Annotated in this window: 23 protein-coding genes; 11 read left to right on the forward strand and 12 right to left on the reverse strand. The window is 68.4% G+C overall.

Features of this window, described 5'->3' with window-relative positions; translation table 11 throughout:
* The 3 genes from ACFQ36_RS07150 to ACFQ36_RS07160 all read right to left on the reverse strand — a co-directional run.
* Nucleotides 1-921: hypothetical protein (locus ACFQ36_RS07150; protein WP_377012045.1), on the reverse strand; the 921-nt coding region annotated here is incomplete at its 3' end.
* The gene (locus ACFQ36_RS07155) at nt 921-1,745 is read right to left on the reverse strand and encodes a RimK family alpha-L-glutamate ligase (protein WP_377012047.1); all 825 of its coding nucleotides are present in this window, start codon (nt 1,743-1,745) and stop codon (nt 921-923) included. The genes ACFQ36_RS07155 and ACFQ36_RS07150, both read right to left, overlap by 1 nt.
* Nucleotides 1,742-2,641: a RimK family alpha-L-glutamate ligase gene (locus ACFQ36_RS07160; RefSeq protein ID WP_377012048.1), complete on the reverse strand. Its 900-nt coding sequence runs from the start codon at nt 2,639-2,641 to the stop codon at nt 1,742-1,744. The genes ACFQ36_RS07155 and ACFQ36_RS07160 overlap by 4 nt, the downstream gene beginning before the upstream one ends.
* A 340-nt stretch (nt 2,642-2,981) precedes the next feature.
* On the opposite strand from ACFQ36_RS07160, the gene ACFQ36_RS07165 reads away from it, so the two are divergent.
* A complete protein-coding gene (locus ACFQ36_RS07165; protein ID WP_377012051.1) occupies nt 2,982-3,818 on the forward strand; it encodes a RimK family alpha-L-glutamate ligase in 837 nt (278 codons plus the stop codon).
* A 197-nt stretch (nt 3,819-4,015) separates the two neighbouring features.
* Here the strand turns inward: ACFQ36_RS07165 and ACFQ36_RS07170 are convergent, their stop codons facing one another.
* The 3 genes from ACFQ36_RS07170 to ACFQ36_RS07180 are packed head-to-tail and all read right to left on the reverse strand — an operon-like array spanning nt 4,016 to nt 5,137.
* Nucleotides 4,016-4,177, reverse strand: coding sequence for a hypothetical protein (locus ACFQ36_RS07170; RefSeq protein WP_377012052.1), 162 nt, complete (start codon nt 4,175-4,177; stop codon nt 4,016-4,018).
* Between the two features lie 55 nt (nt 4,178-4,232).
* Nucleotides 4,233-4,658 carry a hypothetical protein gene (locus ACFQ36_RS07175; protein WP_377012054.1) on the reverse strand — a complete coding sequence of 142 codons (426 nt, stop codon included), beginning with the start codon at nt 4,656-4,658 and terminating at the stop codon, nt 4,233-4,235.
* The gene (locus tag ACFQ36_RS07180) at nt 4,655-5,137 is read right to left on the reverse strand and encodes a hypothetical protein (protein WP_377012057.1); all 483 of its coding nucleotides are present in this window, start codon (nt 5,135-5,137) and stop codon (nt 4,655-4,657) included. Before ACFQ36_RS07180 ends, ACFQ36_RS07175 begins: the two co-directional genes overlap by 4 nt.
* A 177-nt stretch (nt 5,138-5,314) precedes the next feature.
* On the opposite strand from ACFQ36_RS07180, the gene hpaH reads away from it, so the two are divergent.
* Nucleotides 5,315-6,100: a 2-oxo-hept-4-ene-1,7-dioate hydratase gene (hpaH, locus tag ACFQ36_RS07185; RefSeq protein WP_377012059.1), complete on the forward strand. Its 786-nt coding sequence runs from the start codon at nt 5,315-5,317 to the stop codon at nt 6,098-6,100.
* Nucleotides 6,085-6,900 (forward strand): aldolase/citrate lyase family protein, encoded by an 816-nt coding sequence (locus ACFQ36_RS07190; protein WP_377012061.1) that lies wholly within the window; start codon nt 6,085-6,087, stop codon nt 6,898-6,900. Before hpaH ends, ACFQ36_RS07190 begins: the two co-directional genes overlap by 16 nt.
* Here the strand turns inward: ACFQ36_RS07190 and ACFQ36_RS07195 are convergent.
* The 4 genes from ACFQ36_RS07195 to ACFQ36_RS07210 all read right to left on the reverse strand — a co-directional run bounded on the left by ACFQ36_RS07195 (nt 6,894) and on the right by ACFQ36_RS07210 (nt 10,872).
* The gene (locus tag ACFQ36_RS07195) at nt 6,894-8,084 is read right to left on the reverse strand and encodes a glycosyltransferase family 4 protein (protein ID WP_377012063.1); all 1,191 of its coding nucleotides are present in this window, start codon (nt 8,082-8,084) and stop codon (nt 6,894-6,896) included. The two genes, ACFQ36_RS07190 and ACFQ36_RS07195, sit on opposite strands and share 7 nt — an antisense overlap.
* 520 nt (nt 8,085-8,604) lie before the next feature.
* Complete coding sequence (locus tag ACFQ36_RS07200; RefSeq protein ID WP_377012065.1) at nt 8,605-9,489, reverse strand: F510_1955 family glycosylhydrolase; 885 nt, start codon at nt 9,487-9,489, stop codon at nt 8,605-8,607.
* Nucleotides 9,490-9,573: 84 nt separating this feature from the next.
* Nucleotides 9,574-10,188, reverse strand: coding sequence for a DUF305 domain-containing protein (locus tag ACFQ36_RS07205; RefSeq protein WP_377012067.1), 615 nt, complete (start codon nt 10,186-10,188; stop codon nt 9,574-9,576).
* Between the two features lie 111 nt (nt 10,189-10,299).
* Nucleotides 10,300-10,872 carry a DUF6153 family protein gene (locus tag ACFQ36_RS07210; protein ID WP_377012069.1) on the reverse strand — a complete coding sequence of 191 codons (573 nt, stop codon included), beginning with the start codon at nt 10,870-10,872 and terminating at the stop codon, nt 10,300-10,302.
* Nucleotides 10,873-11,439: 567 nt separating this feature from the next.
* Here ACFQ36_RS07210 and ACFQ36_RS07215 point away from each other — a divergent pair.
* From ACFQ36_RS07215 to ACFQ36_RS07225, 3 genes are all read left to right on the forward strand, one after another.
* Nucleotides 11,440-12,618: a zinc-dependent alcohol dehydrogenase gene (locus ACFQ36_RS07215; protein WP_377012071.1), complete on the forward strand. Its 1,179-nt coding sequence runs from the start codon at nt 11,440-11,442 to the stop codon at nt 12,616-12,618.
* A 92-nt stretch (nt 12,619-12,710) separates the two neighbouring features.
* Complete coding sequence (locus ACFQ36_RS07220; protein WP_377012073.1) at nt 12,711-12,848, forward strand: hypothetical protein; 138 nt, start codon at nt 12,711-12,713, stop codon at nt 12,846-12,848.
* Between the two features lie 337 nt (nt 12,849-13,185).
* The gene (locus tag ACFQ36_RS07225; RefSeq protein ID WP_377012102.1) at nt 13,186-14,496 is read left to right on the forward strand and encodes a DUF6350 family protein; all 1,311 of its coding nucleotides are present in this window, start codon (nt 13,186-13,188) and stop codon (nt 14,494-14,496) included.
* Here ACFQ36_RS07225 and ACFQ36_RS07230 read toward each other — a convergent pair.
* The gene (locus tag ACFQ36_RS07230) at nt 14,486-14,896 is read right to left on the reverse strand and encodes a hypothetical protein (RefSeq protein WP_377012076.1); all 411 of its coding nucleotides are present in this window, start codon (nt 14,894-14,896) and stop codon (nt 14,486-14,488) included. The two genes, ACFQ36_RS07225 and ACFQ36_RS07230, sit on opposite strands and share 11 nt — an antisense overlap.
* Before the next feature lie 95 nt (nt 14,897-14,991).
* On the opposite strand from ACFQ36_RS07230, the gene purN reads away from it, so the two are divergent.
* From purN to ACFQ36_RS07245, 3 genes are all read left to right on the forward strand, one after another.
* Nucleotides 14,992-15,558 carry a phosphoribosylglycinamide formyltransferase gene (gene purN, locus ACFQ36_RS07235; RefSeq protein WP_377012078.1) on the forward strand — a complete coding sequence of 189 codons (567 nt, stop codon included), beginning with the start codon at nt 14,992-14,994 and terminating at the stop codon, nt 15,556-15,558.
* 168 nt (nt 15,559-15,726) lie between these two features.
* A complete protein-coding gene (locus ACFQ36_RS07240) occupies nt 15,727-16,044 on the forward strand; it encodes a hypothetical protein (protein WP_377012080.1) in 318 nt (105 codons plus the stop codon).
* 40 nt (nt 16,045-16,084) lie between these two features.
* Complete coding sequence (locus ACFQ36_RS07245; protein ID WP_377012082.1) at nt 16,085-16,669, forward strand: DUF6318 family protein; 585 nt, start codon at nt 16,085-16,087, stop codon at nt 16,667-16,669.
* Between the two features lie 123 nt (nt 16,670-16,792).
* On the opposite strand, the gene ACFQ36_RS07250 is transcribed toward ACFQ36_RS07245, so the two are convergent.
* Nucleotides 16,793-18,145 carry an MFS transporter gene (locus ACFQ36_RS07250; RefSeq protein WP_377012084.1) on the reverse strand — a complete coding sequence of 451 codons (1,353 nt, stop codon included), beginning with the start codon at nt 18,143-18,145 and terminating at the stop codon, nt 16,793-16,795.
* 299 nt (nt 18,146-18,444) lie between these two features.
* Here ACFQ36_RS07250 and purH point away from each other — a divergent pair, with 299 nt between their 5' ends.
* Both purH and ACFQ36_RS07260 read left to right on the forward strand, forming a co-directional pair.
* Entirely contained in the window at nt 18,445-20,121 is a 1,677-nt protein-coding gene (gene purH / locus ACFQ36_RS07255) for a bifunctional phosphoribosylaminoimidazolecarboxamide formyltransferase/IMP cyclohydrolase (protein ID WP_377012086.1), read from the forward strand.
* Between the two features lie 148 nt (nt 20,122-20,269).
* Complete coding sequence (locus ACFQ36_RS07260) at nt 20,270-22,492, forward strand: NADP-dependent isocitrate dehydrogenase (protein WP_377012088.1); 2,223 nt, start codon at nt 20,270-20,272, stop codon at nt 22,490-22,492.
* Nucleotides 22,493-22,531 lie beyond the last annotated feature (39 nt).

Genomic DNA, 22,531 nt, shown 5'->3' on the forward strand with positions numbered 1-22,531 from the left:
CAGCCGGGCGGGGCCGATCAGCCGGTCGCCGGCTCTCAGCTTCCGCAGCGGATCGCGCCCCACCCGCGCCACGGTGTCCGCCAGGGCGGCGTTGGCAAACCGGGCGAGGATGGCGTCCAGTTCGGTTTCCGATCCTGCCGCCGCGCTGCCGTACGCCGCGGCCAGCCCCCGCTGGCCTTCCCGCATGGCGGCCCGCGCGGTCGCGGCGATCTCGGCGTCCAGGACGGCCGCATGCATGTTCCGGTAACCCTTGAGCTTCCCCAGGTATGCCACCGTGGCATGGCCGGCGCTGTACCGGAACAGCTTGCGGCGATAGGCCGCGGCGAAATCGTCGGTGACGGCCAGCCCGTCGATCGCGGGCGCCGGGCCGCGCAGCGCCGTGCCGTCGATCACGAACGAGTCCACCGGCTCGCCCACCAGCAGCACCGGTGCTCCGGGCCGGTCCTGGAGGATCCGGTGCGCAACGGCGCGATCGACCACGGCCCCGGTGAAGGAGTGCCTTTCGACGGCGTCCTGGCCGGCCAGGCGTGCGACGGCGGTGCGCAGCAGGCGGCCGGCGTGTTCGTCGTTTTCGAAGGCGATGACGGTGACCGGCCGGGGGGCCTGGGCCAGCCCGGCCGCGAGTGTGGGCACAATGTCCCCGTAGGCCGCCGTGCCCACCGCGACGCCGACCACCTCCGCCTGGGCCAGCAGGCCGGCGCCCCGGCGCAGGTCCCCGAGATCCACGGCGTCCTGGACGGAGACCCAGTCGTCGTGCTCGGCGCGGCCGTCGGTCAACCTCACGACGTAATGGCCCGCCTGCCGCAGCCGCGCCGTCGTGCCGGCCCGGCCGATGAACGCGACGTCGAAGCCGGAGCGGTGCAGCAGGTGCCCGGCGAAGCCGCACCCCACGCGCCCTGGACCGATTACTACTGCTCTCATCAACTGATCACCTTCCTGGCCACGGCCGGACCGACGTCCTCGGCGGCGGTGGCGTAGATGTAGTCCGCCAGCCGCAGTGCCGCGTCGGGGACCCCCTTGAACCCGGGAAACGGATTGACATCGACGACGTACGGCTGGTTCCGGCTGATGACAATGTCGAGTCCGAACAGGTCGGTACCGATGACCTGCCCCACCGTGAGGGCAATTTCGTGCAGTTCCGCCGTGACGGTGAACGGTTCGCCCTGTTTCTGCTCGTAGGTGGTCGCCGGCCACTGCCGCTTGACGCCGAAGAGCTGGCCGCCGATGCAGTAGAGCTTCCGGTCCCTGCCCTGGTGCGGCTGGTACCGCTGGGCGACCAGCGGAACCTCGGCGCCCACGTCGAGAAGCTCGTCGGGGTCCCAGACCACCCGGACCCCGCGGCCCTGCGAGCCGTGCAGCGGCTTGAGGACCATGGGCCCGCCGGCCAGCAGCGGAGCCAGCTGGTGGGGACGTTCCACCAGCCACGACTCGGGCACCGGGACGCCGGCACCGCCGAGCAGGGCCGCCACGAGCGCCTTGTCCCGGCAGGTCTGGGACACCGATACCGGATTGACGCACCGGGCGCCCTGCCGTTCCAGAATGCCTGCGAGGCTGAGCGAGGCATCGGTGACGGTGCGCAGGACGTAGAGGTCGTGCTCGGGGTGGAGGTCGGCCAGCCGGCCGGGGCTGGTGTCTACGTGGATCAGGTCGACGGTGGCGCGCCAGTCCCGCAGCAGCCGCACCACTTCGGTGGTAATGGAGCGGCCGTCGTCGGCGGGCCGGCGCATCAGGAACGCGACCTTCATGGGCGGGCCGTTTCCAGCAGGGCACCGGCCGCGTCCAGCACATGCCGTGCCAGCCAGGTATCGGCGTCCGGGACCGCGGTGAAGTTTGGGAAGTCGTTGATTTCGATGACCACCGGACCCTCGGGGGTCTGCAGGCAGTCGACCCCGTACACGGTCAGGCCGAAGAGTCCGGCGCAGGCGTGCGCCAGACGCTCCAGCCCGTCGTCCAGGGGGACCAGATACGTCCCCGGATCGCGGCAGGGCGTGAACGGGGAGGGTTTCCGCACCGCCCACACCTGCGGGCCGATGCCGTACAGCTTCAGGTCCACCCCGTCCCCGGGCAGGTAGCTTTGCAGCAGGGCGGGCGATTCCGGCCAGTCCGCCGCGGCCAGGTCCGCAGGGGTGCGCACCACCCGCAGCCCCCGCGCATTGTCACCGAAGACCGGCTTGAGGATCAGCGGATACCGCCATGCCGGGATGGTGCCGGCCAGCTCGCCGACGGGCCCGATGAACGTCGCCGGGACGGGGATGCCGGCGTCCAGGAACGCCGCACCCATGCGCGCCTTGTCCCGCACCGCCCGGATCGGACCGGGCGGGTCCACCATGGCCACACCCAGCTCCCGGGCCAGATCGAGCGCGGCCAGCACCTGTTCGCTGCGGCCGCGGGCGACCACGACATCGGCCCACTCCAGGTCCGCGCGCACCTTGTCCGGAACAACATCCGCATCGTGATCCGGAACGGTGCCGCCGGCCAAGGCCTGCTCCCGCACCTGCATGCCGCTGCTGCGAAGCGCCGCGACCACCCCGCGCGGCTGTGCCTGGAGCGCGTAGCGCTGTTCCGAAATGGCCAGGACCCGTGGTTCTTCCCGTAGCAGGATTCCTCCGGCGCGAATGCCGCCGCTCCACCGCTTGTTCATGACCTGCTCACGAGAACCACCGGGAAGGATTCTGGAACCAGTGATCCGCCCGTGATGGAACCGGGCGCCTAACTCGACCGGTTGCCAAGCCGATCGGTGCTTATCAAACGTGGGTCAAGGACTGCCGGACAGGTTTCACATCAAAACGTAAGCTCAATCCAATAACAATCCAATAACCGTGTTACTAAGCTGCTCCTGCGCCGCGGTGCTGTCAAGACCCGGTCCGGGATCCGGGATCTTGACAAGGTTTCGCGGCCGCCTGATCGTGGTCTGTATTCGGTCCGTACCGGACGCGGCTCCAGCCGCGGCCGCAGGTGCCGACGGAGCGCGAGGTGGGGTCATGCGGATCTGTTTTCTGTCCGAGCCGCCGCGAAGCGCCCGCTCCGTAACGTATGACGTCATCGCCTGCCTGGAGAGCGGCGGCGCCAACGTCGACATCGTCAACGGGCGGTCGGGACTCATCGACCTGGGCCGGCTGCGGCTCGATTACGACGCCTACCTGTTCAAGTCCCATGCGCCGCTGGCCGAGTCCATCGCGGCGGCCGCCCACTACCAAGGGGGCACGATCCTGAACGGGTACCTGCCGACGATGAAGGTCCGCGACAAGATCCTTTCGGGCGCCATGCTGCTGCAGGCGGGGATTCCGGCACCGCGCACCTTCGTTGCCGGTTCGGTCGAGGCGCTGCGTTCCGTCGCCCGCCAGATGCCGATCGTGGTCAAGCCTTACCGCGGACACCGCGGCGCCGGCATCGAAATCTGCCGGGACGAGGCCGAATTCGATGCGTTTGCCGCGCGTGCCGCGGCCGGGGACGGCGGACAGGGCGGCGCGGACGACGACGGGGAGGGGACCCGGATCGTGTTCGCCCAGCAGTACGTGGAGTGCGAGCCGTTCGACTATAAGGCCTACGCCATCGGCGGCTATGTGCATGCCATCAGGCGCGTCTTCCCGGCGGCTACCCAGGAGGAGAAGGAAGGCACGCCGGTCGGCGACGACCCCGAGCTGGCCGGCCTCGTACGCCGCTGCGGCAAGCTGTTCGGCCTGGAGCTCTACGGTGTCGACCTGGTGAAAACGCCGAAGGGTTATTCGGTCATCGAGGTCAATTGTTTTCCCGGCTACAAGGGCGTCCCCGACGCCGGCCGGCGGATCGCCGGCTTCATTCTCGAGCGCTGCCGGTAGCCCCGCCCGGGACGGCCGCAGCACCGGCGGCCCGTTCCAGCACGTAATTGCGCCGCGTCGGGTGCCCGGCTTCGAAGTCCATCCGGCCCAGGATCCGGAACCCGGTGCGGGCATAAAAGCGCGCAGGTTCTGCTCGTTGGCCGAGAGCCAGACCCCCTGCACCCCGGCGGCGCCCGCTGCCTCCAGCGTTGCCGTCATCAGCCGGTGCGCCAGGCCGCTGCCGTGCGCATCCGCACGGACGTCGAACCTTGCTCGGCGTGTACCTCGGCCACTGTCATCTCCGGCGGGAAGGTTCCAGCGGCCAGCCCGGCCAGGGTCCCGGCGTCGTCGGCAACTGCGGGACGGATGGCTGGTTCCACGCAGACGATGATGGGAGATGACAGGAAATGCTCCGGTACGAAACCGCCGGTGGGCTCAGCGCATCCGTACGGCCTTCCGCCGGCGGCCGGTATCCAGGATCAGGGCCAGGGCGATGCCGAGCATCCACACGTCCTTGGCCACCGCGGTGCCCTCCTGGGTGGGGCGGATGCCGTCGGGCTGGGTCATGCCGGGGGTCTTCAGGTACAGCGCCACGAGCGAGCCGGAGAAACCGGCCAGCGCGAGGCCGGCGAGCCGGCTCGGGATGAACGGGGCGAGCAGCATGCTGCCCACCACCATCTCGCCGTAGCTAAGGAGCTTGCCGAACTTCGCCGGATCCATGTCCTTGACCTGCGGGAACATCTGGCCCGCCATGGCCTGCATGCCGGCGGCCGCATCTTTGTCCAGCTCCATCTTGGCGATGCCCGAGTTGAGGATGAAGGCGCCGGTGGACAGGCGGAGGGGGATGTGGCTCAGCTTCATGGGAAATCCTTCCGGATCGTTCGAGTGTGCCACCACGAGCGTACGACCGCAGGCCACGTCCGGCTAGGGACCGGAACGCGCCGCCCGGCCTCGGACGCCCTGACGACCCGCGTCACGGCATGCCCGAAGGCCGACACCACCGGTACCAGACAGACGAGCACGGCCAGCGGGTTCGGCCGGAATACGGCCCGGCCGTTCCGGCCCCGGGCCAGCACCCCCAGCGGAATGACGACGCCGCCCCCGCCGCCGCCGCTTTCACCGCTGCGTCGCCCGGCCTTGCGCCCGCCCTTGGGGTCGGCACCGGAACCGCCGCCGAAGCCGTATTGCACCAGGGCTACCGGGACCACGGTCTCCTCACCGACCCGTACCGGATCGCCGAAGGCCTTGGCCACGCCGAAGGTCCTGAACTGTTCGGCCAGCTGCACCACCACTGTGGGTGGCCTGCGCTGGCCGGGCGCACTCTGTCCGGTATCCGTCATGGCTCCACCTTAGGCCCCGGGCGGTGCGCAGGGGAGTGTAACCGAGGCCCTGAACGGGGCATGCGGACCGTACTATGGTGCTACCGGCCGCAGCGGCCGCCGGAACCGGCAGCACCTGGACAGGAGCCTTAAGGCTGTGCTGCGCCCCGAATGCTATGAGGAAGTGGTGTAACACGCGTGCTAGACCAGTCAACCATTGAAAAGATTGCGGACGAGCTGGTGGAGGCCGGCCGGACCCGTACCCCGGTCCCGCGGCTGACCGCCCGGTATCCGGAGATGACGGTCGAAGATTCCTACCAGGTGCAGAACCTGTGGCGGAAGCGCAGCGAGGAGAACGGCCGGAAGCTGGTCGGGCGCAAGATTGGGCTGACTTCCCGCGCCATGCAGATGGCCACCGGCATCACCGAGCCGGACTACGGGATCATCTTCGACGACATGGTGCTGGAGAACGGCTGCACGGTGCAGTGGGAGAAGTACACCCACCCGCGCATCGAAGTGGAGCTGGCCTTCAAGCTGGGCAGGGACATCACCGGCCCGAACGCGACCATCTTCGACGTCCTGGACGCCACCGAGTACGTGGTGCCGGCGCTGGAGATCCTGGATTCGCGCATCGAGATGGAAGGCCGCACCATCGTGGACACCATCTCCGACAACGCCGCGATGGGCGCCATGGTCGTCGGCGGCAACCCGGTGCGCCCGGCGGACGTGGACCTGCGCTGGATCCCGGCGATCCTGTACAAGAACCAGACGGTGGAGGAGACCGGCGTCGGCGCCGGGGTGCTCAACCACCCGGCCGCCGGCGTGTACTGGCTGGCCAACAAGATCGCCGCCCACGGCGACGGGCTCAAGGCCGGGGAGATCATCCTGGCCGGCTCCTTCACCCGCCCGATGTGGGTGTACGAAGGCGACACCGTCGTGGCCGACTACGGCAGGCTGGGGACGGTGACATGCCGTTTCGAGTAGACCCGCCGCAGTCCTTCAAGGACCTCTTCGCCGAGGCCGACCGCACCATCGCCGGCATGTTCGTCTGCTCCGGCGACGCAGGGATCGCCGAGATCTGCGCCGGTGCCGGCCTGGACTACCTGCTCATCGATGCCGAGCACGGGCCGATGGGCCTGGAGTCCATCCTCGCGCAACTGCGGGCAATCGCCGGGTACCCCACCACGGCAGTGGTCCGCGTGCCCTTCAACGACCCGGTGTTGATCAAGCAGTACCTGGACCTGGGCGCGCAGTCGCTGATCGTGCCGATGGTTCACAATGCCGAACAGGCCCGGGATGCGGTGGCGGCGATGCACTATCCGCCGCGCGGCATTCGCGGGGTCGGTTCCGCCCTGGCCCGTTCGGCCCGCTGGAACCGGGTGCCGGACTACCTCAACCGGGCGGAGGAGTTCATCACCCTGGTGGTCCAGGTCGAGTCCGCCGAGGCCGTGGCCAACGCCGCGGAGATTGCCGCCGTGGACGGCATCGACGGCGTTTTCATCGGCCCCTCCGACCTGGCCGCCTCCATGGGGCTGCTGGGCCAGCAGGAGCATCCGGACGTGGTTGACGGCGTCATCCGCACGATCCAGGCGGTCAAGGCCGCCGGCAAGTTCGTTGGCGTCAACGCCTTCGTCGAGGCCCAGGCCCGCCGCTACATCGACGCCGGTGCTGACTTCGTCAACGTCGGCGCCGATGTCGCCCTGCTGGCCCGCGGCACCGAGGCGCTGGCAGCCAGGTTCGTGTCCCAGGACGCCAGGCCCGCGGGCACCCCGGCCAGCTACTGACCGCGCATCCGCATGAAGAGGGGGCGGGCTTCTCCGAGGAGATAAGCCCGCCCCCTCTTCTGATGCACCAAGTCGATGGCCTGGCCGTAATAGCCCGTCAGCTGCTCGCACAGCACGGGCCAGGTCCGGCCCTGCACCGCCTGGCGCGCGGCCCGGCCGAAGGCCCGGCGCTTGAGGTCGTCGCCGGCCAGGTCCAGCACCCGCGCCCGCAGCTCATCCAGCCGGCCGGGAGTGTACGTCCAGCCGGTGCGGGAAGGGTCCACCAGATCCAGCGGACCGCCACGGCCGACGGCGACCACCGGCACTCCGCAGGCATGGGCTTCCTGGATGGTTTGGCAGAACGTCTCGGATTCGCCCGGATGCACGAACAGGTCCAGCGACGCCATGACCCGGGCCAGGCTCTCCCCGCCCAGAAATCCCGTGAAGTGAGCTCCGGGAATTTTTGCCTGCAATGCCTGCTTGAGCGGACCCGAGCCAACAATCACCAGCCGGGTTCCGGGAATGTCCGCGAGCACGGCCAGATCCTCCACCTGTTTCTCCGCCGCGAGCCGGCCCACGTAGCCGATGATGCGCTCGCCCTGCGGTGCCACCGACGCCCGCCACGCACCGTCGAACTTGCCCGGCGAGAAGCGCTCCGTGTCCACGCCCCGCCGCCACAGGTGCACGCGGTCGATGCCGCGGGCCTGCAGCTGTTCCAGCGCGAAACTGGACGGGGCCAGGGTCAGGGTGGACAGTCCGTGGATGTTCTCCACCCGCTGCCAGAGCCGCTGCTCCAGCCAGGGCAGGCCGTACCGGGCGGCATAGGCAGGGATCTCGGTCTGGTAGATGGACACCGCAGGAATGCCCAGCTGGCGGGCGGCCTGGACCGCGCGCCAGCCCAGGACGAACGGTGAGGCCACATGCACCACGTCCGGAGCGAAGTCTGCCAGCAGCCGGCGCACCCGTGCCACGGTGCCGGCTGCAACGCGCACGCTCGGATAGCCGCGCAGCGGCACGGACGGCAGCCGGTGCACCCGGTACCCCTCGACGGCGGACGGCGTCCTGCCGTCCTGCCAGGACGACGACGGCGCAATGATCCTGACGTCGTCCCCGCGCCGGCGCAGGTGGGCGATGACCTGCAGCAGGGAGTGGGTGACCCCGTTCATGTGGGGCAGGAAGGACTCGGCAACTACCACAATCCGCACGCCTCCACCCTGGCCGACGGCGGCGGACGCCGGGGGAGCGCGGCGTGTCCTGCCGGTGAACGGCGCGCGAAAAATTGCGTCCCGCGGCGCGCGCGGGTAATTGTGGGACTGCTGCCGGGCATCCTCCCCGGCCCGCACATGGCAACGTCAGGATCGGCCTTTGAGGCCACACGCAACCGCGGAGCTGAGGCGTACGGCACCCGTCCATCGCGGCACCGGCCGGCGGAGCTGCTCGCCCGGCAGGCGCGCCAGGACCACGTCGACCCCAGCGCCAGCCACGGTTGCTCCGGCCGCTCCGCCACCGGCGGCCGGAAGATGCGGCTTCCAGGCCAGGGCGACGTTACCGGTCTGCCTCCGTTGCGAACCCGTATCGGTACGTTTTTGAGCGGGACCCGTCCCGGGACACGTGTTCCTCGGTGGACATCCAGCCCGGTCGTTCGTAGAAGGCTTCGGCGCTGCCTGTGCCTTCGCCGGGAAACTTCCGATCGGGGCCTGCCCGGTCCTGGTTTGGGAAAGGGTGTCATGGCTGGCTTCGCTTCCCCAGGGGCTCGAACGTTGATCCGCTGTCTGCGGAGTATTCCAGGCCGGCGGTGGTGGCCACCCATATCCGCACCGTCGTGCCTTCGCCGGGCACCGCGGCGACGGCGGCGGGTTGGCCTGACGCCTTACCTGCCTCCTGCCACGTCCGTCCCGTATCGCGGCTGATGTGGACGGTGCCGTCGGGTGCCACGCCAACCGCGGCCGCGTCGTCGGCGAACGTGGTGACGAGCAGGACCGGTGCGCCGGCGGGAAGGTCCCAGGTTTTCCCGCCGTCGTCCGAGCGCTGGACCCCTTGTTCGGTGGTCGCCAGCAGGACGGTGCTGGTGGCGGTTCCAGCCAGGTTGTAGGGCTCGATGTCGGTGTGGGCCGTCGTCCATTTTTTCAGGTCCTTGGTCATCCGCAGCTGCCCGTCGTAGCCGACGATGCCGTCACGGGTAACGGTCAGGGCATGGAAATCGGATTCGCCCTGCCGGGAGAGCGGCTGCCAGGTTTTGCCGCCGTCGTCGGAGCGGATCAGGCCGACGGGATCGGGCAGGTTGGTGCCGGGGCCGGGATGTCCGGAGGCGTAGAAATGGTCGTCCCCGGCGGAGGTAAAGCCCATCAGGTCGATCACCGGGCCGGTCCGTTTCGGGGACCCGCCGGTGACATCGAAGAGTCCGTTGTGGGTGGCCAGCAGGACATGGCCGGACTCCGGGTCCACGCTGACCCCGTGGATGTGGCCGTACGGGTTCTCCGCGGGTGCGGCCCCGGATGTCTGGGAGCCGGCCGGCTGGCCGGAGCAGCCGGCCAGCAGCATTGACGCGGCGGCAGCGGCGGCCAGGGCGCCTGTCCTGAGGGCGTGCAGGGGGAAGGGCTTGGAGGGCATTGTTACTCCGTGAAAAGAAAGGCAGGTGGGCGACGGGCTGTGGGACGCACGAATGCCTGCGCCCCACAGCAGGACTTGAAGCTGTCAGAGACCGGCGAGAAGGTCCTTCATCTTCTGGATCTCGGCCCGTTGGTCCTTCACGATCGTCTTGGCCAGGGCGACGGCCTCGGGGTTGGAGCCGTTGGAGACTTCCTCCTCGGCCATCGTGATGGCGCCCTCGTGGTGGGCGATCATCTGGGTCAGGAACATCTTGGAGGCCTTGGTGCCCTGGGCCTTTTCGAGGGCGGCGAGGTCCTCCTCGGTCATCATGCCCTCCATGCCGTGGTTCCCGGACATGGAGGAGTGGTCGCCCCAGGTCTTCAGCCAGCCGGTCATCGTCTCGATCTCGGGGGCCTGCGCGGCCTTGATCTGTTCGGCCAGCCGGGTGATCTGCGGGTCGAGGCCGTCCTTGGCGAGCATAATCTCGCTCATCTGCACGGCCTGCTGGTGGTGGGGAATCATCATGCGGGCAAACATGGCGTCCGCGCTGTTGTGGGCTGCTGCCGTATCCGACGCGGGCGCCGACGGGGACTGTGCGGTGGCACCGTGGTCCATGCCGGGCATCGAGCTTTCGGAGGAACCGGATTCGGCGGAGCCGCAGCCGGCCAGGACGAGCGCGGCTGCCAGGGCGGTCGCGGACAGGGAGGTATGGCGCTTCATGGGGTTTGTCCTTCAAAAGTGGTTCTGTGGATGAGCTGTCTATCGCTGCCGCATGTCAAATGCGGGCACGCCGGATGGGCCCTTCCGAAGGGGTGGGAAGGGAGCTGGACTCTACGTGCGGCTGATACAGAGCTGAACCAGGGAAGGGGACCGGAAAACCGGCCGTGCCGGGACAAACGAACCCGGCGGTCCGCGCCGGCTGTGCCGGCCCGTCAGCAGGAGATATCTGGCGAAGAACAGGACGGAGAACCCGGCCACGACCGCCATGAGGATGCAAATGGTGTCCATCAGTGCGTGGCCGTCTCCACACGGGCCGGCGCAGCCGGCCGCTTGCGATGCGGCTTCGGACCCGTCTGCTGCAGCCGCAGCGGGCTGTTCCCCAAGGTGGTGGTGCCTGTGATCGGCGGCTGCCGCGAAGGTTAAGGCCTGCCCGTCCGGACGGGGGCTGTTATGCGAGCCGGAAAGCATGTGCATCCCGAGAATTCCCACAATGACTGCGGCCAAACCCAGGAGCGCTGCCAGGGGGTGGCGGAAAGGGAGAGGGAAAGGAGGCATCCTGCCTTTCATCGTTCCGCCTTTCGTTCCGTGGCCGTCCCCCGTCGTCAGGATACCGGGGACCGGGCCGGGTGCTGAATCCGGCAACCTGCGAATGATGCGCCGCCATAAGGCATACCACTTCGGCATATACCCCTTATGGGTAAATGTTTACTGGCACCGGAACACGCCGTCAGCCAACTGGCTCGCGAACTCTTCCTTACCGCCAGCGCCTCCGCCGGGTGCGCGTGCTGCTCCCCGCACACGAACGGTGCCGTGAAAACCGACCCGGCGGCAGCCGGCGGCCAGGAATCGGGAACCTGCCAGGGGGCCGGCATGACCTGCGCACACTGCGAAGCAGGATACGAAGTCTCCGGCTCCTGAGCCGGCCGCAGATCCCGCGGCCACACCACGCGGACTGTCCCGGTGAAGGCGCCGGGGCGGTCCGGCCCGTTCCAGGCTCGTACGGTAGTGCCGGCCGCCGTCGGCGGGCGCGCCGCGGCGGTCATTGCCCTGGGGGCGCGGCACGGGACACCTCCGCGGACGCAGTGCCGGCAAGGCGCGAGTCCGGCATCGACGCGGTCATCGCCGAAGTGCTGCCCGTCGCCGCTGGAGCTGCTGCAGTCGTACTGGTCCTCATGCGGGCCCGGGAGTACGGTGGGGACGGAACCGGCCCGCGTCCGGCGCGCGGGTAGCCGTCCACGGACAGGAGATCCCATGAAAGCGCTGACCTGGCAGGGAAAACGGCACCTGAGTGTCGAGGAGGTGCCGGATCCGCAGATCCAGGAGCCTGCGGACGCCATCATCCGCGTCACCTCCACCGCCATCTGCGGATCCGACCTGCACCTGTACGAGCTGCTGGGGCCCTTCATGCACAAGGGCGACATCCTCGGCCACGAACCGGTGGGGATCGTTGAGGAGGTGGGCTCCGCCGTTACCAGCCTGAAGCCGGGGGACCGGGTGGTGGTGCCGTTCAACATCGCGTGCGGCCAGTGCTACATGTGCGGGATCGGCCTGCAGTCGCAGTGCGAAACCACGCAGAACAGGGCGCACGGCATGGGTGCCGCGCTGTTCGGCTACACCGAGCTTTACGGCTCGATCCCCGGCGGACAGGCCGAGTACCTGCGGGTGCCCTACGCGGACTACGGGCCGGTCAAAATCGACAATCCCGACGCCGACGACGAGCGGTACCTGTTCCTCTCGGATATCCTGCCGACGGCCTGGCAGGCGGTGGACTACGCCAACGTTCCCGACCGGGGGACGCTGGCAGTGCTGGGCCTGGGGCCGGTGGGCCAGTTCTGCACCCGGATTGGCAAGCATCTGGGCTACCGGGTGATTGGTGTGGATGGCATTCCCGATCGCCGGGCCATGGCCGAGCGGCACGGTGTCGCCACCTTGGACTGGGGGAGCCAGTGTGCCGAGGACCTGCGCGGGATGACCGGCGGGCGCGGCCCGGACGCCGTGATCGACGCCGTCGGCATGGAGGCGCACGGCTCGCCGGGCGCCGCCACCGCCCAGGCCGCCGTCGGGATCCTGCCCCCGCCGCTGGCCAAGGCCGCCATGAAGACCGCGGGGCTGGACCGGCTCTCCGCGCTGCACACGGCCATCGACGCCGTCCGCCGCGGCGGAACCATCTCCGTCTCCGGCGTCTACGGGGGCCACTCGGATCCCATGCCGCTGATGACCATGTTCGACAAGCAGATCCAGCTGCGCATGGGCCAATGCAACGTCAGGCATTGGATCGGGGACCTGCTGCCGCTGGTGGAGGACGACGCCGATCCGCTGGGCGTTGGTGATCTGGTCACCCACCGCGCCCCGCTGGACGAGGCGCCGGCCATGTACGAGAAGTTCCAGAAAAAGGAGGACGGCTGCATCAAGGTGGTGCTGAAGCCGTAGCTCCGGAGGGCCCGGGCCTGGACTGGCTTTTATTTTTAAATGGGGTATGGTCTCTAGGACCGAAGGGGTTTCATGTTGATGAAGGAGATGGAATGTCCGGAAAGTCGCCGCAGGGTTCGAATAACAAGAAACAGGGGAAATCTATTAAGGAAAAGCGTGCGGACAAGCGCGCGAAGGCGGCAATGGAGAATGACCTGACCCCCAAGCGCCGCAAGGACGCCGTTCGTTAGCTTCATGCAGGCTGCCCCGCAATGCCGGGGCGGAAGCCGGCGTGGAGCAGGCAGGCCGGCGGAAATCCGGGTTGTGTCCGCGATGTTTTTTCCGCGTTGACTATCCGTGTTGAATTTCCGCCCCGCGGGCGGCCGGTCCCCGTTTACCGGGTACCGGCCGCCCTTTCTGTTTTTTCGGGAATGCAGTAATTCCGGATAATTCCGCGGGGCGGGAAAACCGCTTCGGCCGGGCACATTCCACGACCGTCGCCGTCCGTCCGGCAACCGATCGGCACGCGCGATGCCCGGGCCGCGTCTATCAGCCGCGCCGGCGGTGCGGGATGGCACCATGGAGAAGATGAAACTCAAACGGCGCCTGGGCCAGACCGAACTGCCCATGCCCCTGTGGCTGCAGGGCGGCTTCGAATTCTTCCAATGCGCGCTGCTGTCCGCGCTCGCCGTCGTCCTGCCGCTGGTGGCGGTCTGGTTCGCGGACGGCTTCAAGGACCGGACCTTCGACTCGCTGGGCCGGCTGGCCGGGCAGGCATGGCTGCTGATCCACGGCGTGCCGCTGCAGGTTGCCGGCGGCGACGGTTCGGATGCCCTCGGCGGCACCTTGTCCCTGGTGCCGCTGGGCCTGACCTTGATCCCGTTCTTCCTGTCCTGGCGCGCCGGCCGCCGCCTGGCCCGCGCCTCCTACACCGACCAGTTGTGGCAGGCACTGACCGGCGCACTGACCGTCTATGCGCTCATCGGCGCGGCTACCGCCTCCCTGGTCCGCACGGACGAAGTCGGGATCTCGGTGCTCGCCGGGGCCCTCATCCCGCTGATTGCGGCAGGAGCAGGGCTGCTGGTCGGGGCCCGCCGCGAGGCCGGATCCTGGGCGCGGCTCATTGGCGTGGACGCCGCGGCCTGGGTGCGCAAGACCAGCCAGCATTCCCGCTGGGCCGGCTCCTACCTCTGGGCCGTCATCCGGGCCGGGCTGGTGGCGATCGCCGCCGCCGTCTGCCTGTCCGCCGCCTTGCTGGCGGTGGCCATCGCCGTGCACTGGGCCGAGATCGTGGAAATCTACGAACAGCTCAGCCCCGGCGTCGTCGGCGGATCCGTCCTGACCGTGGTGCAGCTGGGCCTGATTCCCAACTTCGTCGGCTGGACGCTGGCCTGGGCCTCCGGGGCCGGGTTCGCCATTGGCACCGGCAGCTTGCTGACCCCCATGGAGACGACGGTCGGACCGCTGCCCTCCGTCCCGGTGCTCGGTGCGCTGCCGACCGGGGAGCTGTCCTTCGGCCTGGCCGGCCTGATGCTGCCGATGGCCGCCGGTGTGCTGGCCGGATGGTGGTTCATCCGCGAGGGCGAAAACCACTTCGATGAATGGCTGGCCATCAAGGTGCGCGCCCGCTGGTTCACCGCGACGGTGTCGACCCTGTGCCTGGGTGTTCTGATCGGCGCCGTCACCGGCTGCTGCGCGGCGCTGACGGCCTGGCTGACCAAGGGATCGCTGGGCATCGGGCGGCTGGTGGACCTCGGACCCGATCCCTGGCAGACGGCCCTCTGGGTGGGGGCTGAGGCGGCCGTTGGCGTCCTCATCGGCGCCGCCGCCGGACCGTGGCTCGAACGCGAGCCGCGCCGCCGGCGCGAAGGCGCTTTCCGCCGTCGTACTAACGCCTGAGGATGTTGCTCAGATCCTGCAGCCGCTGCTCGTAGTCGGCTGTGCACCGCTCCTGCGCGGTGTGGGTGAGGGCCGAGCGCATGCACTGCTCGTATTCTGCGGTCAGCGGCCAGAACGCCACCTGGGCCAGCGCGGTGACGACAAAGAACAGGGACACCACCAGGCCCAGGACAAAAATGGCGCGCAAGGACCCCGCTTCCCGGGCCCGCCGCGCCCGCGCGAGCCCGACGATGGAAACCACAACCGCGGCAATGCCCAGTGCCGGGGCGGCCACCTTCCACGGCAGCGGCAGCGGGTAGGCCAGCAACGTGGCCAGCACCAGCAGGAACAGCACGCGCAGGAACAACCTGGGGGAGCTGTGCTGGTCTGCGGCGGGCTGCGGCCGGGTCTGTTCGCGCATGGGTTAAAGCCTAACCGCCGAGGGTCCCGTCGCGAGCTCGCGGGCGGCGGGAGGCGGTTGGGTGCTGGGCGAGGCTGGCGCCTAAAGTTGAACCCATGCGCATCGTGGTACTCGTCTCCGGTTCAGGCACCAACCTCCAGGCCGTCATTGACGCGGTCAAGGCGGGGGAACTGGACCTGGAGATAGCCGCGGTGGGCTCCGACGTGCCCGGCTGCCTTGGCCTGAAGCGTGCGGCCGACGCCGGCATTCCCACGTTCACCGTGCCGCCGGCCGACTACGCGAGCCGGCCGGACTGGAACCGTGCCCTGCAGGCCGCCGTGCTGGAACACGCACCGGACGTGGTGCTGCTGGCCGGCTTCATGCGCATCCTCGACGCCGAGTTCGTGGCCGCTTTCGAAGGGCGCATGGTCAACACGCATCCCGCTTTGCTGCCGTCCTTCCCCGGAGCGCACGGCGTGCGCGATGCGCTGAGGCACGGCGTGAAGGTCACCGGCGTGACGGTGCACCTGGTGGACTCCGGTGTGGACACCGGCCCGATCCTTGCACAGGCCGCGGTGCCCGTGCTGGAGGGGGATACCGAGGAAGAGCTGCACGAGCGGATCAAGGTCGAGGAGCGGAAACTGCTCGTCGAAACGCTGCGCGAGCTCTCGTCAGCCCGTTGAGCCGTTAGGCCGGGCCGCCGCCGAGCCACCGGCGCCGGCAGACGGGTGGGAAGCGGTCCCCGCCGCAATCTGTGGATAAACTTCGCACCGGCCCCCACCATGTGCATAGACTGACCCCACGCAATGAGTCAGCAGCCCAGCCAGCACATGGGGGTGCAGGTGGGCCGTATGACCGTTCTATTCACGCGCGCCCGAATGCTGCAGCTGTGGCGGTCTATGCCCTGGGGCTTACGGCCTGCAGCGGCAGCGCCGCGGGTGGGCACATATGCCGACGCCGCCAAACAGCGCTTTGACATCCAGATCCTCGGGCAGGACGTGAGGATCGAGGCAAATCCCATCGAATATGCCTGGCATTACGGCGATGGTTCCAGCCTTGGCGCACTACGGTGCCTGTTGAAAGGGGTCGACCTCGAATTTTCCTATGATCCGCACCACTTGAAGCGTTCTTTTCAAACTTTCCTCCCCGGTAGCTGGATAGGGTTTTGACGGCGCTGCGCCCACTCACACCACCAGCTCAGGGGAGACCATGAAGAAAACCGTATTGTTCGTCGCCTTGGCGGCTGCCGTGCTGGCGCTCAGCGCCTGCGGCACGGACACTGCATCGGAGCAGCCTGCCGAAGCTAAGCCCGTGCCGGCGGGCACGCAGGCTCCGGCCCAGAACGTCCGCCCTCCGGAGACGAACAAGCGGATGTACCAGGACAGCGCCGAAGGGCTGGCCTCGTTCACCTACTACTACTTCGATGCCAAGAACTATGCGCTCCAGACCGGCGACGCCCGGCTGATGCGCGGCATCGCGGCGGACTGCGCCCCCTGCCTGGCAGAGGCGGATGAGATAGAGGCCGTTTACGCCGACGGCGGTTGGATCGTTGGCGGCCAGCCGAAGGCCCTGAACGTGATCGTCATGGGGAAGCAGGACAGGAAGGGCATTCTCAGCGCCCTCGTTCCGTTCATGGAGGATGCCAGCACCACCATGGGCAAGGGCGGGAAGGTCGTGGACTCCACCGACTGGAATCCGGACGGGACCGTGCTGACCGTCAGGGCCAGGTACGCAGAGGGCGCCTGGCACATGGTCTCCGTCAAGGAAACCCCCGACGCGCAGCTGCCCGGATAGGCCTTCACGCCGACGCGGCCGAAAATGGTACGCAGGAAACTGCGGATTCGTGCGTAACAGGTCAGCAGGGACCCATGGCCGGCCTGCCCTTCCGGGGCAGGCCGGCCATGGACGCTCTGCGGTCTAGTGCAGTTCGCTTCCCTTGGTTTCCGGTGCGCACCGGGCCATCCACAGCACCGACAGCAGCACCAGCGCCCCGGCGATCGCGAAGGACCAGACCAGTCCCAGGTTCGGCCACATGACCGAGACGAAGACCAGCGGGCCGAAGCCGGCGCCGATGCGCGAGAAGGTGGACGCCCAGCCGAAGCCTGAGCCGCGCAGGGCCGTCGGGTAGAGCTCGGAGACGTAGGCGTACAGCACCGGGATGGCCACCTGCACCATGAACCCGTATACGAGCAGCCAAAAGACAACAGCGGCGGGCGCCTCAAGCACCAGGGCCACCATCACCAGGACCAGGGCGGAGAGCGGGCCGGTGATGGCCAGAATCCATTTGCGTCCGGTCTTTTCCACCAGTGCCGCCGCCACGACGACGCCGAGGATGCCGGCGGCGGCCATGCCCGCCGTCGTTAGGAAGGCGCGGACGGATTCGAAGCCGGCCCCGATCAGGATCCGGGGCATCCAGGTCAGCGCCAGGTAATAGACCAGCAGGACGCTGAAGAACAGGGCCCAGGCCGCGGCGGTGATCTTCCAGTTGAACCGCCAGACGTCCACGAACTTCTCGAAGACATTGCCAAAGGAGAGCTTCGGCGCCTGTTCCGGGTCCGGCAGCCGCCATTCCTGCACCGTGCCGCCGGTGCGTTCGACCAGTCCGTCGATCACGCGCCGGGCCTCCTCGGTCCGACCCTTGCTGACCAGATAGAGCGGGGACTCGGGCACCGAGCGCCGGACCCAGAACACCAGCAGTGCCGGCAGCACCATGATGAGCATTGTCCAGCGCCAGTCCGCCACGGTGGCCATAATGCCGGCTGAGACGAAGCCGCACAGCGCCGCTCCCACCGGCCACCAGCCGTCCATGGCGGTCAGCACCCGGCCGCGCTGCCGGCGCGGGGTGAACTCACCGACCAGCGCGTAATCCACGGGGACGCAGCCGCCCAGGCCGAAGCCGGCGATGAACCGGAAGATGCAGAACCAGGTGATGTCCGGGGCCAGGGCCCCGCACACGGTGAAGAGGGAAAAGACCAGTAGCGTGGCGGTGAAGGCGACCCGGCGCCCGATCACGTCCGCGATGGAGCCCCACACGAAGGCGCCCAGGGCCATGCCCACCAGGTTGGCGGTGCCGATCCAGGCAGCCTGCGTCGGCGCCAGGTCCCAGTGGTCCGAGAGCAGCGGGATGAGCACGCCGTTGAGCGTGACGTCCCAAGCGTCGAACATAAAGCCCAAACCGCCGATCAAGAAGATCTTGCCCTGGACTTTCCAGCGCCAGGGCAGCTCTTGGACGATGTGGTCGCCTGTTGGCAGGTGCTGGGTCTGGGTCATGGGGCCTTCCCGGCTGGAGGACAGGGGCGGGGAACGGGCAGTTGCGCGGTGCCCGGCGGCGCGGCAGGGCCTGTGCCGGTCCCTTACGAAAACTCTACTGCCGGTGCCTGGACGCGGCCCACGCTGCCCGTGGCCGCCGGCGCATGCCGCCGTCTACCGGCCTCCCGCCGATCGCTTCGCTCGCGGGTCCCTCGGCAAGTGAGCCTGTCCGCGGTCCCCGTGCTGAGCTTGCGAAGCATGGGGCAGGCGGCGAACGCTAGACTGGAGCCATCCCACCCTTGACTCTTACGGAGATTTGCGTGAGCTTGAACCAGCTTGACCGTGTTCCCATCCGCCGGGCCCTGATCTCGGTGTACGACAAGACCGGACTGGAGGAGCTGGCGCAGGGCCTGCACGCCGCCGGGGTCAGCATCGTCTCCACCGGTTCCACGGCCAAGAAGATTTCGGCCGCGGGCGTTCCCGTTACCGAAGTTTCCGAGCTCACCGGGTTCCCCGAGTGCCTGGACGGACGCGTCAAGACCCTGCACCCGCGGGTGCATGCCGGCATCCTGGCCGACCGCCGGCTGGAGGACCACGTCCAGCAGCTCAAGGATCTCGAAGTCGAGCCCTTCGACCTGGTGGTCGTCAACCTGTACCCGTTCGTGCAGACGGTGAAGTCCGGTGCCAGCCAGGACGAGGTCGTGGAGCAGATCGACATCGGCGGTCCCTCCATGGTCCGCGCGGCGGCGAAGAACCACCCGTCCGTGGCAATCGTGGTGGACCCGGCCAAGTACGGCGACGTCGTGGAGGCGGCCAAGTCCGGCGGCTTCGACCTGAAGACCCGCCGCCGGCTGGCCTCCCTGGCCTTCGCGCACACCGCCGCCTACGACACCGCAGTGGCGAAGTGGACTGCCGAGCAGTTCGGCGACGACGTCGAGGCCGGCGAGGCCGCGCCGAAGTTCCCGCCGTACGCGGGCCTGGCGCTGGAGCGTTCCGAGTCGCTGCGCTACGGCGAGAATCCGCACCAGGCCGCCGCGCTGTATGTGGAGGTGGGCGCGGAGCCGGGCATCGCCCAGGCCGAGCAGCTGCACGGCAAGGCGATGAGCTTCAACAACTATGTCGACGCCGATGCTGCGGTGCGCGCCGCTTTCGACTTCGCCGAGCCGGCCGTCGCCGTCGTCAAGCACGCCAATCCGTGCGGCATCGCCGTCGCCTCCCCGGATGCGGCGGACCCGATCGCCGACGCGCACGCCAAGGCCCACGCCACCGACCCGGTGTCCGCCTTCGGCGGCGTGATCGCGGCGAACCGCCCGGTCACCAGGGCCATGGCCGAGACGGTGAAGAACATCTTCACCGAGGTCGTCGTCGCCCCGGCCTTCGAGCCCGAGGCCGTGGAAATCCTCTCCGCCAAGAAGAACATCCGCCTGCTGGTCCTGCCCGAGGGCTTCGCCCGGGACACCGTCGAGTACAAGCAGGTCTCCGGCGGCATGCTGCTGCAGGCCTCGGACCGGATCGATGCCGAGGGCGATAACCCGGCCCACTGGACGCTGGCCGCCGGCGAGGCTGCCGATGACGCGACGCTGGCGGATCTGGCCTTCGCCTGGCGCGCGGTCCGGGCGGCAAAGTCCAACGCCATCCTGCTGGCTTCCAACGGTGCCGCAGTGGGCATCGGCATGGGCCAGGTCAACCGCCTGGACTCCTGCCGGCTGGCCGTGGAACGGGCCAACACGCTGGGTGTGGCCGTGGAGTCCGGTGCCGATTCCGCCGGCGGTGCCGCAAACGTGGAGGGTTCCGCTGCTCCGGAGCGCGCCCGCGGCGCCGTCGCCGCCTCGGACGCATTCTTCCCGTTCGCCGACGGCCTGCAGATCCTCATCGACGCCGGCGTCAAGGCAGTGGTCCAGCCCGGCGGCTCGGTCCGCGACGAGGAAGTGGTCGAGGCGGCGAAGGCGGCCGGCATCACCATGTACTTTACCGGCGCACGCCACTTCTTCCACTAAGAAGCCAACCCGCGACGGCGGCCTGCCTTTGTTAAGGCGGGCCGCCGCCGTCGTAAGCACCCGGCCGGTCTCCTCGGGTAAATTGGGAATGTTGAGATCAGATCAGAATTCCTGATACCCGTAGACCTTGCAGGGAGACGCCTCACAAATGGCCAAGATTATCTATACCCACACTGACGAAGCGCCAATGCTGGCTACGCATTCGTTCTTGCCGATCATCGAGGCCTATGCCTCGACCGCAGGTGTGGAAGTGGAAACCCGCGACATCTCGCTGGCTGGCCGTATCATTGCTGCCTTCGGCGATTTCCTTACCGAAGAGCAGCGGATCGGCGACGCACTGGCTGAACTGGGCGAACTCGCCAAGAAGCCGGAAGCCAACATCATCAAGCTGCCGAACATCAGCGCTTCCATTCCGCAGCTGAAGGCGGCCATCGCCGAGCTGCAGGGCCAGGGTTACGCACTGCCGGACTACCCCGACGATCCCGCTTCCGACAAGGACAAGGAGATCCGGGCCCGCTACGACAAGATCAAGGGCAGCGCCGTCAACCCGGTCCTGCGCGAGGGCAACTCGGACCGCCGTGCTCCTGCCTCGGTGAAGAACTACGCCCGCCAGAACCCGCACCACATGGGTGCCTGGAGCCCGGAGTCGAAGACCAACGTCGCCACCATGGGCGCGGACGACTTCCGCTCGAACGAGCAGTCCGTGATCATGCCCACCGACGGCACGGTCAAGATCCAGCACGTTGCCGCGGACGGCACCGTCACGGTGCTCAAGGATTCCTTCCCGGTCCTGGCCGGCGAAGTAGTGGACGGCACCGTGATGCGCGCCGCCGCCCTGGACGAGTTCCTGGCAGCCCAGGTTGCCCGGGCCAAGGAGGAGGGCGTCCTGCTTTCGGCCCACCTGAAGGCGACCATGATGAAGGTCTCCGACCCGATCATCTTCGGCCACGTGGTCAGGGCTTACTTCCCTGACCTGTTCGCCGAGTACGGCGAGCAGCTGGCCGCCGCCGGCCTGAGCCCTAACAACGGCCTGGCCTCCATCCTCAACGGCCTCTCCGAGCTGCCGGCCGACGTGCGCGAAGGCGTCGAGGCGGCGATCAAGAAGGGCTTCGACGAGGGTCCGGCGCTGGCCATGGTGGATTCCGACAAGGGCATCACCAACCTGCACGTGCCCAGCGACGTCATCGTCGACGCCTCGATGCCGGCCATGATCCGCAATTCCGGCCACATGTGGGGCCCGGACGGCCAGGAAGCCGATACCCTGGCCGTGCTGCCGGACAGCTCCTACGCGGGCATCTACCAGGTGGTCATCAACGACTGCCGCGCCAACGGCGCCTACGACCCGGTCACCATGGGCACCGTGCCCAATGTCGGCCTGATGGCTCAGGCGGCTGAGGAATACGGCAGCCACGACAAGACCTTCGAGATCCAGGCCGCCGGCACCGTGCAGGTGGTTGACGGCGACGGCAACGTCATCATCGACCACGAGGTCGCCCCGGGCGACATCTGGCGCGCCTGCCAGACCAAGGACCTGCCGATCCGCGACTGGGTCAAGCTCGCCGTCACCCGCGCCCGCGCCTCCAAGATGCCTGCGGTCTTCTGGCTGGACAAGACCCGTGCGCACGACGCCAACCTGATCAGCAAGGTCACCGCGTACCTCAAGGAGCATGACACCGAGGGCCTGCAGATCGAAATCATGGCCCCGGAGGAGGCCACCGCCTTCACGCTGGAGCGCATCCGCAAGGGCGAGGACACCATTTCGGTGAGCGGCAACGTGCTGCGCGACTACCTGACCGACCTGTTCCCGATCCTCGAACTCGGCACCAGCGCCAAGATGCTCTCCATCGTGCCGCTGCTCAACGGCGGCGGCCTGTTCGAGACCGGCGCCGGCGGTTCGGCTCCGAAGCACGTGCAGCAGCTGCTGAAGGAAAACCACCTGCGCTGGGATTCCCTGGGCGAGTTCCTGGCCCTGGCCGCCAGCTTCGAGCACCTGGCCGCCACCAGCGGCAACAAGCGCGCCCAGGTCCTGGCGGACACCCTGGACCGGGCCACCGGCACCTTCCTGCTCGAGAACAAGTCCCCGAGCCGGAAGGTGGGGGAGATCGACAACCGCGGCAGCCACTTCTACCTGGCCACGTACTGGGCCCAGGAGCTGGCCAAGCAGGCCGAGGACTCGGAGCTGGCCAAGGCCTTCTCCGCCGTGGCCGAGGCGCTGGGCTCCAAGGAACAGGCCATCAACGACGAGCTGCTGTCGGTCCAGGGCTCCGAGGTGGACCTTGGCGGCTACTACCATCCGGACGAGTCCAAGGCCTCGGCCGTGATGCGTCCCTCGGCCACGCTCAACGAGGTAATCGCCACGCTGCGCAAGTAGCGGTGTCCGGCGCCTGACGGCGGCCCCGTACCTTCGCCG

Source organism: Arthrobacter sp. GCM10027362 (assembly GCF_042679445.1).
Lineage (GTDB): Bacteria > Actinomycetota > Actinomycetes > Actinomycetales > Micrococcaceae > Crystallibacter.

Excerpts from the sequence above, each read along its gene's own strand:
- ACFQ36_RS07155 (WP_377012047.1), bottom strand. The coding sequence starts at position 1,745 with ATGAAGGTCGCGTTCCTGATGCGCCGGCCCGCCGACGACGGCCGCTCC.
- ACFQ36_RS07160 (WP_377012048.1), bottom strand. The coding sequence starts at position 2,641 with ATGAACAAGCGGTGGAGCGGCGGCATTCGCGCCGGAGGAATCCTGCTA.
- ACFQ36_RS07165 (WP_377012051.1), top strand. The coding sequence starts at position 2,982 with ATGCGGATCTGTTTTCTGTCCGAGCCGCCGCGAAGCGCCCGCTCCGTA.
- ACFQ36_RS07175 (WP_377012054.1), bottom strand. The coding sequence starts at position 4,658 with ATGAAGCTGAGCCACATCCCCCTCCGCCTGTCCACCGGCGCCTTCATC.
- ACFQ36_RS07180 (WP_377012057.1), bottom strand. The coding sequence starts at position 5,137 with ATGACGGATACCGGACAGAGTGCGCCCGGCCAGCGCAGGCCACCCACA.
- ACFQ36_RS07190 (WP_377012061.1), top strand. The coding sequence starts at position 6,085 with ATGCCGTTTCGAGTAGACCCGCCGCAGTCCTTCAAGGACCTCTTCGCC.
- ACFQ36_RS07200 (WP_377012065.1), bottom strand. The coding sequence starts at position 9,489 with ATGCCCTCCAAGCCCTTCCCCCTGCACGCCCTCAGGACAGGCGCCCTG.
- ACFQ36_RS07205 (WP_377012067.1), bottom strand. The coding sequence starts at position 10,188 with ATGAAGCGCCATACCTCCCTGTCCGCGACCGCCCTGGCAGCCGCGCTC.
- ACFQ36_RS07210 (WP_377012069.1), bottom strand. The coding sequence starts at position 10,872 with ATGCCGAAGTGGTATGCCTTATGGCGGCGCATCATTCGCAGGTTGCCG.
- ACFQ36_RS07215 (WP_377012071.1), top strand. The coding sequence starts at position 11,440 with ATGAAAGCGCTGACCTGGCAGGGAAAACGGCACCTGAGTGTCGAGGAG.
- ACFQ36_RS07220 (WP_377012073.1), top strand. The coding sequence starts at position 12,711 with ATGTCCGGAAAGTCGCCGCAGGGTTCGAATAACAAGAAACAGGGGAAA.
- ACFQ36_RS07225 (WP_377012102.1), top strand. The coding sequence starts at position 13,186 with ATGAAACTCAAACGGCGCCTGGGCCAGACCGAACTGCCCATGCCCCTG.
- ACFQ36_RS07230 (WP_377012076.1), bottom strand. The coding sequence starts at position 14,896 with ATGCGCGAACAGACCCGGCCGCAGCCCGCCGCAGACCAGCACAGCTCC.
- purN (WP_377012078.1), top strand. The coding sequence starts at position 14,992 with ATGCGCATCGTGGTACTCGTCTCCGGTTCAGGCACCAACCTCCAGGCC.
- ACFQ36_RS07240 (WP_377012080.1), top strand. The coding sequence starts at position 15,727 with ATGACCGTTCTATTCACGCGCGCCCGAATGCTGCAGCTGTGGCGGTCT.
- ACFQ36_RS07245 (WP_377012082.1), top strand. The coding sequence starts at position 16,085 with ATGAAGAAAACCGTATTGTTCGTCGCCTTGGCGGCTGCCGTGCTGGCG.
- ACFQ36_RS07250 (WP_377012084.1), bottom strand. The coding sequence starts at position 18,145 with ATGACCCAGACCCAGCACCTGCCAACAGGCGACCACATCGTCCAAGAG.
- ACFQ36_RS07260 (WP_377012088.1), top strand. The coding sequence starts at position 20,270 with ATGGCCAAGATTATCTATACCCACACTGACGAAGCGCCAATGCTGGCT.